7 protein-coding genes and 1 pseudogene are annotated in these 9356 nt (G+C 70.8%); 1 reads left to right on the top strand and 7 read right to left on the bottom strand.

What is annotated here, in order from left to right; genetic code table 11:
• Both ACWCPW_RS50890 and clpB read right to left on the bottom strand, forming a co-directional pair.
• A pseudogene (locus tag ACWCPW_RS50890) lies at window positions 1-782 on the bottom strand (Fe-S oxidoreductase); the annotation flags it as partial.
• A gap of 361 nt (window positions 783-1143) precedes the next feature.
• Window positions 1144-3765, bottom strand: coding sequence for an ATP-dependent chaperone ClpB (clpB, locus tag ACWCPW_RS50895; protein ID WP_449768489.1), 2622 nt, complete (start codon window positions 3763-3765; stop codon window positions 1144-1146).
• Between the two features lie 165 nt (window positions 3766-3930).
• On the opposite strand from clpB, the gene ACWCPW_RS50900 reads away from it, so the two are divergent.
• On the top strand, window positions 3931-4593 hold the full coding sequence (locus ACWCPW_RS50900; RefSeq protein WP_449768490.1) for a nucleoside/nucleotide kinase family protein: 663 nt from the start codon (window positions 3931-3933) through the stop codon (window positions 4591-4593).
• Between the two features lie 24 nt (window positions 4594-4617).
• On the opposite strand, the gene ACWCPW_RS50905 is transcribed toward ACWCPW_RS50900, so the two are convergent.
• The 5 genes from ACWCPW_RS50905 to ACWCPW_RS50925 all read right to left on the bottom strand — a co-directional run.
• Window positions 4618-6447 carry a TIGR03767 family metallophosphoesterase gene (locus tag ACWCPW_RS50905; protein ID WP_449768491.1) on the bottom strand — a complete coding sequence of 610 codons (1830 nt, stop codon included), beginning with the start codon at window positions 6445-6447 and terminating at the stop codon, window positions 4618-4620.
• A 179-nt stretch (window positions 6448-6626) separates the two neighbouring features.
• Window positions 6627-7100 (bottom strand): heat shock protein transcriptional repressor HspR, encoded by a 474-nt coding sequence (locus tag ACWCPW_RS50910; protein ID WP_449768492.1) that lies wholly within the window; start codon window positions 7098-7100, stop codon window positions 6627-6629.
• A 1-nt stretch (window position 7101) separates the two neighbouring features.
• On the bottom strand, window positions 7102-8274 hold the full coding sequence (dnaJ, locus tag ACWCPW_RS50915) for a molecular chaperone DnaJ (protein ID WP_395864695.1): 1173 nt from the start codon (window positions 8272-8274) through the stop codon (window positions 7102-7104).
• Window positions 8275-8395: 121 nt separating this feature from the next.
• Complete coding sequence (grpE, locus tag ACWCPW_RS50920; protein ID WP_449768493.1) at window positions 8396-8989, bottom strand: nucleotide exchange factor GrpE; 594 nt, start codon at window positions 8987-8989, stop codon at window positions 8396-8398.
• A partial coding sequence (locus tag ACWCPW_RS50925; RefSeq protein WP_449768494.1) for an Hsp70 family protein occupies window positions 8986-9356 on the bottom strand: 371 nt, incomplete at its 5' end. The genes grpE and ACWCPW_RS50925, both read right to left, overlap by 4 nt.

The raw sequence follows: 9356 nt of genomic DNA on the forward strand, positions 1-9356 counted from the left end.
GCCAACGCACCCAACGCGACACCACCATCGGCATCACGCTTGAAGTAGATGTTGAAGAACGCCAGGAACCGATGCCAGGCCACACCCATACTCGGGTTCAGCCCGATCGTCACCGCCCAGGCGCCGGTCGCGGTGAGCTTGATCATCGCGGTCAGGTAGACCAGGTTCTCCAGCGTGGACTCGCCCAGGTCCTGGAAGGCCAGGCTGAGCGGGTACGAAGCGAAGAAGCCCGCCTCGTAGTGGTCCACCCCGAGCAGGGCGGCCTCCAGCGCGCGCAGCGTCAGGATCGCGAGGCCGATCACCAGGATCGTCCACTCGACGTAGTACGCCTGCCACGACACCGAGCCGGCGAAGCGCGACTTGCGGCCCGGGCGCGAGGGCAGGCTCAGCTGCCGGATGACCATCAGCACCACGATGCCGACGAACGTGGCCAGCGCGATGAACTCGGTGAACAACTCGTACGGCAGCCAGTCGCCGATGAGCGGGAACACCCAGTGCGCGTCGAAGAGCTGCACGATGGCGGTGATGATGGTCAGGCCGAGGGTCAGGAAGCCGACGGCCACGAACCAGTGGGCCACGCCGACGACGCCCCACTTGAGCATTCGGGTGTGGCCGAGGAACTCCCGGCCGAGGGTCGCGGTGCGCTGCGCGGGCTGTCCGGTTCGGCTGCCGTCCGGCTGGCCTACCTGGACGAAGCGGTAGATATGTGCGACGGCGCGCGCCGCGAGCGCGGCGCCGACCACCAAGGTGACCAGCGAGATCACGATCGCTGCGAGCTGCATGGGCGTTCGGCTCCTCCGGTGGGACGTCCCTTCCGGGGCGTGTATCGGCCGACAGCGTACGGCCGTGCGGGCATCTTACCCACTGGTAACTTAACCACTGCGTCGATGATATCCGTCACGCTGGACGCTACCGGCTTCGCGGGTTTTGTCCGCTTCATCCGGCACTAGGCGATCTTGTCGTGCCGCACGCGGGCGCACCGTCCTCGGCGCACCGCGCGACCGGAGTCGACCCGACCGGACCCCCGGTGTGTGACGCACCGTCAGATAACTCCGCATGCATGCTGCCATGCCGAAGCGCCGGGACCCGCAACAGGTCCCGGCGCCGTGGCATTCGTGGCCGATTCGACCGTGAATTTGCTCGTCAGAGCGTCTTAGCCGGCGCCGGCTTCTGCGGCCGCACCGCCAGCGTGTCGCTCGCCTCGTCCAGGTCGACCACGACCGTGTCGCCGTCGTCGATCTCGCCCGCGAGCAGCGCCCGAGCCAGCTTGTCGCCGATCGCGGTCTGGATCAGCCGGCGCAGCGGCCGCGCGCCGTACGCCGGGTCGTACCCGGTCAGCGCGAGCCACTCGCGGGCCGCGTCGGTCACCGTCAGGGTGATCCGGCGGTCCTTGAGCCGGGCGCCGAGCCGATCGACCTGGAGTCCGACGATGTGCGCGAGCTCCGCCGTGCCGAGCGCGTCGAAGAGCACGATGTCGTCGAGCCGGTTGAGGAACTCCGGCTTGAACGCGTTGCGGACCACGTCCATCACCAGGCTCTGCTGCTGCTCCCGGGACAGCGCCGGGTCGACCAGGTACTGCGAACCCAGGTTCGAGGTCAGGATCAGCACCACGTTGCGGAAGTCCACCGTGCGGCCCTGGCCGTCGGTCAGCCGCCCGTCGTCGAGCACCTGGAGCAGGACGTCGAAGACCTCGGGATGGGCCTTCTCCACCTCGTCCAGGAGCACGACCGAGTAGGGCCGGCGGCGGACCGCCTCGGTCAACTGGCCGCCCTCCTCGTAGCCCACATAGCCGGGCGGCGCGCCGACCAGGCGGGCGACCGAGTGCTTCTCCGCGTACTCCGACATGTCGATCCGCACCATCGCGCGCTCGTCGTCGAAGAGGAAGTCGGCGAGCGACTTGGCCAGCTCGGTCTTGCCCACGCCGGTCGGGCCCAGGAAGAGGAAGGAGCCGGTCGGGCGGTCCGGGTCGGCGATGCCGGAGCGGGCCCGGCGTACCGCGTCGGACACCGTCGCCACGGCCGCCTTCTGGCCGATCAGCCGGCGCCCCAGCTCGTCCTCCATCCGCAGCAGCTTGCCGCGCTCGCCCTCCAGGAGGCGGCCGGAGGGGATGCCGGTCCAGGACGAGACCACGTCGGCCACGTCGTCCGGGCCGACCTCCTCCTTGACCATCGCGGTGCCGTGCGTGCCCCGGTCGCCCTCGGTCGCGGCGGCCTCGGCCAGCTCGCGCTCCAGGGTCGGGATCTGGCCGTACATCAGCTTCGAGGCGGTCTCGAAGTCGCCGTCCCGCTGGGCCCGCTCGGCCTCGCCGCGGGCCGCGTCCAGGCGTTCCTTGAGCTCGCCGACCCGGTTCAGGCCGGCCTTCTCCTGCTGCCAGCGCGCGGTCAGGCCGCTGAGCTGCTCCTGCTTGTCCGCGAGGTCCTTGCGCAGTCGCTCCAGCCGGTCCCGGCTGGCCGCGTCGGTCTCCTTGGCCAGCGCCATCTCCTCCATCCGCAGCCGGTCGACCGAGCGCTGGAGCTCGTCGATCTCGACGGGGGAGGAGTCGATCTCCATCCGCAGCCGCGACGCGGCCTCGTCGACCAGGTCGATCGCCTTGTCGGGGAGGAAGCGCGCGGTGATGTAGCGGTCGGAGAGGGTGGCCGCGGCGACCAGGGCCGAGTCGGCGATCTGCACCTTGTGGTGCGCCTCGTACCGGCTCTTGAGGCCGCGCAGGATCGCGATGGTGTCCTCGACGCTGGGCTCGCCGACGAACACCTGCTGGAACCGGCGCTCCAGCGCGGGGTCCTTCTCGATGTGCTTGCGGTACTCGTCCAGCGTGGTCGCGCCGACCAGGCGCAGTTCGCCGCGCGCGAGCATCGGCTTGAGCATGTTGCCCGCGTCCATCGAGCTGTCGCCGGTCGCGCCCGCGCCCACCACGGTGTGCAGTTCGTCGATGAAGGTGACGACCTGGCCGTCGCTGGACTTGATCTCGTTCAGGACCGCCTTCAGCCGCTCCTCGAACTCGCCGCGATACTTCGCGCCCGCGACCATCGCGCCCAGGTCGAGCGCGATCAGCCGCTTGTCGCGCAGCGACTCGGGTACGTCGCCGGCCACGATCCGCCTGGCCAGGCCCTCGACGACGGCGGTCTTGCCGACGCCGGGCTCACCGATCAGGACCGGGTTGTTCTTGGTTCGGCGGGACAACACCTGGACCACCCGGCGGATCTCCGAGTCGCGGCCGATCACCGGGTCCAGCTTGCCGTCGCGGGCCTCCTCGGTCAGGTCGCGGCCGTACTTCTCCAGGGCCTGATAGGTGCTCTCCGGGTCCTGTGAGGTGACCCGGGCGCTGCCGCGCACCGCCTTGAAGGAGTCGAGCAGGGCCTGCGGCGTGGCGCCCGCGTCGCGCAGCGCCTCGGCGACCGGGCCGGACCGGCCGGACGCGAGACCGACCAGGACGTGCTCCGTGGACACGAACGTGTCGCCGAGCTTGTCGGCCTGCTTCTCCGCCTCGTCGAGCGCGAGCATCGTTTCGCGGGCGAGCTGCGGAGCGGCCACCGTTGAGCCGGACGCGCTCGGCAGGCGATCGGAAATCTGGACGGCCGCGACCTTCAGGAGCGGCACGTCCACACCGGCCGCGCCCAGCAGCGGGACCGCGATTCCCTCGGGCTGTTCGAGCAGGGCGAGCAGCAGATGCGCGGGCTCCACCTGGGGGTGTCCCGCCGCGGAAGCCTTGCGGATGGCGACCGAAAGGGCCTCTTGGGCCTTGGTGGTGAGCTTCTGTGCATCCATGTGAGGTGTGCGACTCCTTCGCTTCGGGCACGCGATGTCACGGCCATCATTCCGTCCGTGTCGTGTCCGTATGGCACCCGAACGGTCCTTTGACTGTGGCAACCACAACTAAGTTGAGTCTATTCCACTCAACCGTGCGTCGCTCCGGATGCCTAGACTGCGGACATGCCAGATGTGTCCGGTGCCCTCGAAACACTCGACGCGCTCGCGGATGCGGCGGTACGGCTCATTCCGGCGCCCGGGGCCGATCGCGTCGTGCTCGGCCTCGCCGGTCCGCCGGGGGCCGGGAAGTCCACGCTCGCCGGCCGCCTGGTGCGCGCGATCGAACAGCGGGTCGGCGTCGGTACCGCCGCCTATGTGCCGCTCGACGGGTTCCACCTCTCGAACGTGCAGCTCAAGCGGATCGGCCGACTGCACCGCAAGGGCGCCGTGGACACGTTCGACGTGTGGGGCTACGCGACCACACTGGCCCGCGTGGTGCGCGAGGTGGACCGGGACGTGTACGTGCCGGACTACGACCGCACGCTGCACGAGCCGGTCGCCGCGCGGCACGTGGTCCGCCCCGGCACCCGGATCGTGGTGACCGAGGGCAACTACCTGGCACTGGACGCTCCCGGCTGGACCGACGCCTACTGCCTGATGACCGAGGTCTGGTACGTCCACGCCTCGGACCGGGTCCGCGACGAGCGGCTGACCAGGCGTCAGCGCCGGGGCGGTCGCAGCGTCGGCGAGGCGATGGCCTGGGTCGCCGGCAGCGACCGTCCCAACGGCGAACTGGTCAAGCGCTCCAAGGCACGCTGCGCCCGCGTGGTGACGGTGGTCTGGTAGAGCGCCGGACCCGGCGGACCCGGCCTACGTGAGCCACGCCGGCGTCGGCACCAGCAGCTCCACGTTGCGGTCCTCGATCCGGCCGCGCTTACCGTCCACCTTCGCGTCCGGGCGATCGCGCTCCTGCCAGTCGTTGCCCGCGAGTTCGCGGGCCAGCGCGGCCAGCGCGACCGGGGTGTCCAGCTTGCCGCCGTTGGACTCCGGCCCGGCCGAGTCGACGATGGTGCCGAAGACGGACAGCGTGCCGTTCTTGTTGTCCCCGATCTCCAGGATCCGCGCCTGCGAGGGCCAGTCGATGTGCGACGCGGTGTTGACCTCCCAGAAGCCGCCGGGGGCGGCGAAGCCGGCCGGGCGCGGGTGCGGCTTCACGTTGTTGTCGTGGGTGTGCCCGTTCACCCACAGCACGACGTTCGGGAAGCGCAGCAGCAGCGACCGGACCTCGGGGCCCAGGACGCGCGCGGGCTGTCCAGGGGGCACCGTGCGATTCACCATCGTCTCGATGGTGTGGTGGCTGAACAGCACGAACAGCTTGTCCTGGCCGGTGCCCTGGACCACCTTGCCCTGCTCGTCCAGGTAGCTGGAACTACCCTTCATCAGGTGGTCCTGGAGCCACGCGAACTGGGTCGGGTCCAGGCAGCCCGAGTCCAGGCCGTACTGGTTCACCGTGTCCAGGACCAGGCAGCGCACCTGACCCTGGTCGAAGCTGTAATACGCGGTCTTGGCGTCGATGTTCTGCTGGGTGAAGCCGTGGCCCTTGGGCAGGCCGCTGGTGTTGAAGTGCTCCTTGATCGTCTCCGCGCGGTCGATCAGCCGCCGGTCCGGGTCGGCGGTGACCTTGCGCTTGGGGCCCGACATCAGCGCGGCGAGCGCGTCCGGCTTGCCGCTCTGCAGTCCGACCGCGAGCGCGACGACGGTCTCCTTCGCGGATATGTCGAGCACCTTCTCGTCGCCGACCGCGACCTTGCTCAGCAATTCGTTGACCGGCAGGTTGCCCTGGACCAGCCCGTCGTGGTTGCCGTACGCGGTGTACCACGGGGTCTTCAGGCCGGTCGCCTCGAACGGACGCCGGCATGCGTCGAGCAGGCCCGGCACGGTGGGGAAGCCGAACTCGCGCCTGGCCAGGTCGTCCTTCTGCCCGGCCGGCGTGCCGTCCGGGTGCCAGTAGCGGTCGTTGTACGCGACCGCGTCCATCGGGCCCTCGTACTTGTTCCGGTCGCCCGAGTCGGGTGTGACCTTCTTGCCGCCGTCGAGCACGTCGATGTACCAACGCAGCTCGTTGAACTGGATGTTGTCGGTGTTGTCGCCCGTGCAGATGGTGAAGGCCAGCGGCTGGCCCAGCGCCGGGCCCTTGCCGATCCGGTTGAGCGACTGCACCATCGCCTCGGCGATCTGCGCCGTCAGCACCTCCTGCGGGCGGTACGACGACTGGAACGGCAGCAGCTTGGCGAACGGCTGGTCCTTGTCGCTGTGCCGGTCCAGGAAGTCCACCCGCGCGGTCGACTGGGAGTCCTGGATGTGGATGTCCGTCAGTTGGGTGAAGGCGACCAGGGGCCTGCTCTTCGTCTTGTCGCCGGGACCGGCGCCGGGGGCCAACTCGGTGCGCAACAGGTGCGGTTCGCCGGGGCCGGAGACCACCTTGCGGTAGCCGCCCGGGCCGGGCGGGCCGAGCAGCAGGGTGCGCTCCAAGGTGGTGCCGGCCGCGCCGGCGGCGCCGCCCGAGGTCGGGGCGCCCGACTTGGGCGCATCGCTCGACTTCTTGTCCGGCGAGTCCTCGGCGTCGGTGCACGCCGCCGCTCCCAGCAGTGCCGCGCCCGCGGCCGAGTACTTCAGGACGTCCCGACGATTCGGCTTCATGCGGCGACCCTACTGACGCGTATTGAGCGGCATCAAGGAAGTACCGAGCCCGCCCGAACCCCCGCCCCGCGCGAAACGGCGGGCCCGCCCCGCGCGAACCAGGGCCGCGGCCCGCACGCACGAAGGGCGCGGCCGAAGCCACGCCCCTCCCGGATCCCGTGCGGCCCGCGCGCCGGCCGTCAGTCGCCGCGCCCGCGCCGGGGCTTCCACACCACGAGCGCGGTGCCCGCCTGCGGCCGGACCGGGACCAGATCGCGTCGGTAGGACGCGTGTACGGCCGCCTCGCGCCGGGCGCTCGCGTCCGTCGCCTCGTGCAGCGCGTGCTCCAACTCGGCCACGCGCACGCTCAGCGCGAGCACCTGGTTCTCCAGCTCCAGGATCCGCTTGATCCCGGCGAGGTTGATGCCGGCCTCCTGGGAGAGCCGCTGCACCTCGCGCAACTGGACGATGTCGCGGGCGGAGTAGCGCCGCCCGCGACCGGCCGTGCGGTCCGGCGAGACCAGGCCGAGTCGGTCGTACTGGCGCAGCGTCTGCGGATGCAGGCCGGACAGTTGTGCGGCCACCGAGATCACGTAGACCGGGGAGGTCTCGTCGATCTCGTAGCCCCGCCGTCCGCCGATGCCGCCGTTGCCGCCCAAGCCGCCCGCGCGCATGTCATGCCCCCTTCGCCGCGTCCAACAGATCGGCTCGGGGGTCGTGTGCGACGGTCGCCTCGCGGAACGCCTCCAGCGCCTCGCGCGCCTTGTCGTTCAGCTGCTGTGGGACCGTCACCTCGACGGTGACCAGGAGGTCGCCCCGAGTGCCGTCCTTGCGTGCCGCACCGCGCCCGCGGACGCGCAGCGTACGGCCGTTGCCCGTGCCCGCGGGGAGCTTGAGCGTGACCGGGATGCCGCCCAGGGTGGGCACGGTGACCTCCGCCCCCAGCACCGCCTCCGGGAAGGTGACCGGCACGGTGACGGTGAGGTTGTCGCCCTTGCGGCCGAATACGGAGTGCGTCTTGACGTGCACCACGACGTACAGGTCGCCGGAGGGGCCGCCGCGCTCGCCGGGAGCGCCCTTGCCCTTGAGCCGGATCCGCTGTCCGTCCTGGACCCCGGCCGGTATCCGGACCTGCATCGTGCGCGAACTCTTGGCCCGACCGCTGCCGTTGCACACGATGCACGGGTCGTCCACCAGCAGCCCGCGGCCCTTGCAGTCGCGGCACGGCTCGGAGAAGCCGAAGCCGCCCTGCGGACGGCTGACGTTGCCCGAACCCGCGCAGGTGGGACACATCCGCGGGGTGGTGCCCGCGGCCGCGCCCGTGCCGTTGCAGTGCCGACACGGCTCGGAGCTGGTCAGCCGGATCGGGACGGTCGCGCCGTCGACCGCGTCCGCGAAGCCGAGGGTGACCTCGGACTCCACGTCCGAGCCGCGTCGGGGCTGCTGCCGTCCGGTCTGCCGACCGCCGCCGAACAGCCCGCCGAAGATGTCGCCGAGGCCGCCGGTGTTGCCCGCGCCGCCCTGCTGGCCACCGAAGATGTCGCCGAGGTCGAAGGGGAAGCCGCCGGCACCGCCCTGCCCGCCGCCGGGGCCGCGGAAGCCGCCCCCGCTGCCGAACAGGGTCCGTGCCTCGTCGTACTCCTTGCGCCGCTTGTCGTCGGCGAGCACGTCGTAGGCTTCCGAGATCTCCTTGAACCGCTCCTCCGCCTTGGTGTCACCCTTGTTCTTGTCCGGGTGGAACTCGACGGCGAGCTTGCGGTAGGCCTTCTTGATCTCGGCGGTGCCGGCGTCCTTGGGGACGCCGAGCACCTTGTAGTAGTCCTTCTCCAGGTAGTCCTTCGTACTCATGCGCCCCTCGCCGATCGGGTCGGGGTGCCCTCGTGCTCCGAGCGCCCGTTTCCGGATCCACTCCACCCGCGCATCGGCGTCCCTCCTCTCCGCTTCTCGTCGTCTGGTTCCCGGTGACGGTTCAGCTTCCGGCCGCTTCGCCCGGCTCCTCCGGACCGCCCTCGGCGTCCGCTGTGGGCTCCGCGACCGCCACCCGCGCCGGACGGATGATCCGTTCGCCGACCTGGTAGCCGGGCTGCAGGATCTCCACGCACGTGGGCTCGGTGACGTCGGTCGCGTACGAGTGCAGCAGCGCCTCGTGCACCGTCGGGTCGAACGGGTCGCCCTTGGAACCGAAGCTCTGCAGCCCCATCTTGGCCACGATCGACTCCAGCGACTCGGCGACCGACTTGAAGCCGCCCGCCAGTTCGCCGTGGTCCCGGGCCCGACCGATGTCGTCGAGCACCGGCAGCAGCTCGCTCAGCACCTTGATGGCGGCCAGTTCGCCCGCCACGTTGCGGTCCCGCTCGACGCGCTTGCGGTAGTTCGCGTACTCGGCCTGGAGCCGTTGCAGGTCGGCGGTGCGCTCACCGAGCTGGTTGCGCAGCTCGGCGGCCTCCGCCGCCCCGGGGGCCGGGGCCGCCGCCGAGGCGGCGGTCCCGGTTTCCGGCTTCGGCTCTGTCTCTTGGGCGTCGCCCGGGACGGCGCCGTGGTTCGAGCCGGTCCCTTCGGTCACGCAGCACCGCCCTTACGGTCCTCGTCGACGATCTCGGCGTCCACGACGTCGTCGTCGGCAGTGTTGCCCGCGCCGTCGCCGGTCGAACCGGCCGCGCCCTCGGTACCGGGCTGCGCGTTCGCGTACATCGCGGTGCCCAGCTTCTGGCTCGTGGTGCTGACCTTCTCCGCGGCGTCGCGGATGGCGGCCAGGTCCTCGCCCTTGAGGGCGTCCTTGAGCTCGGTGAGCGACGTCTCGACCTCGGTCTTGACGTCGGCGGGCACCTTGTCGCTGTTGTCCTTGATGAACTTCTCGGTGGTGTACACCAGTTGCTCGGCCTGGTTGCGGGTCTCCGCGGCCTCGCGACGCTGGTGGTCCTCCTCCGCGT

The sequence above is a fragment of the Embleya sp. NPDC001921 genome (assembly GCF_053594475.1).

Bases quoted from the DNA above. Each gene is read 5' to 3' on its own strand.
- clpB (WP_449768489.1), bottom strand. From the start codon at position 3,765: ATGGATGCACAGAAGCTCACCACCAAGGCCCAAGAGGCCCTTTCGGTC.
- ACWCPW_RS50900 (WP_449768490.1), top strand. From the start codon at position 3,931: ATGCCAGATGTGTCCGGTGCCCTCGAAACACTCGACGCGCTCGCGGAT.
- ACWCPW_RS50905 (WP_449768491.1), bottom strand. From the start codon at position 6,447: ATGAAGCCGAATCGTCGGGACGTCCTGAAGTACTCGGCCGCGGGCGCG.
- ACWCPW_RS50910 (WP_449768492.1), bottom strand. From the start codon at position 7,100: ATGCGCGCGGGCGGCTTGGGCGGCAACGGCGGCATCGGCGGACGGCGG.
- dnaJ (WP_395864695.1), bottom strand. From the start codon at position 8,274: ATGAGTACGAAGGACTACCTGGAGAAGGACTACTACAAGGTGCTCGGC.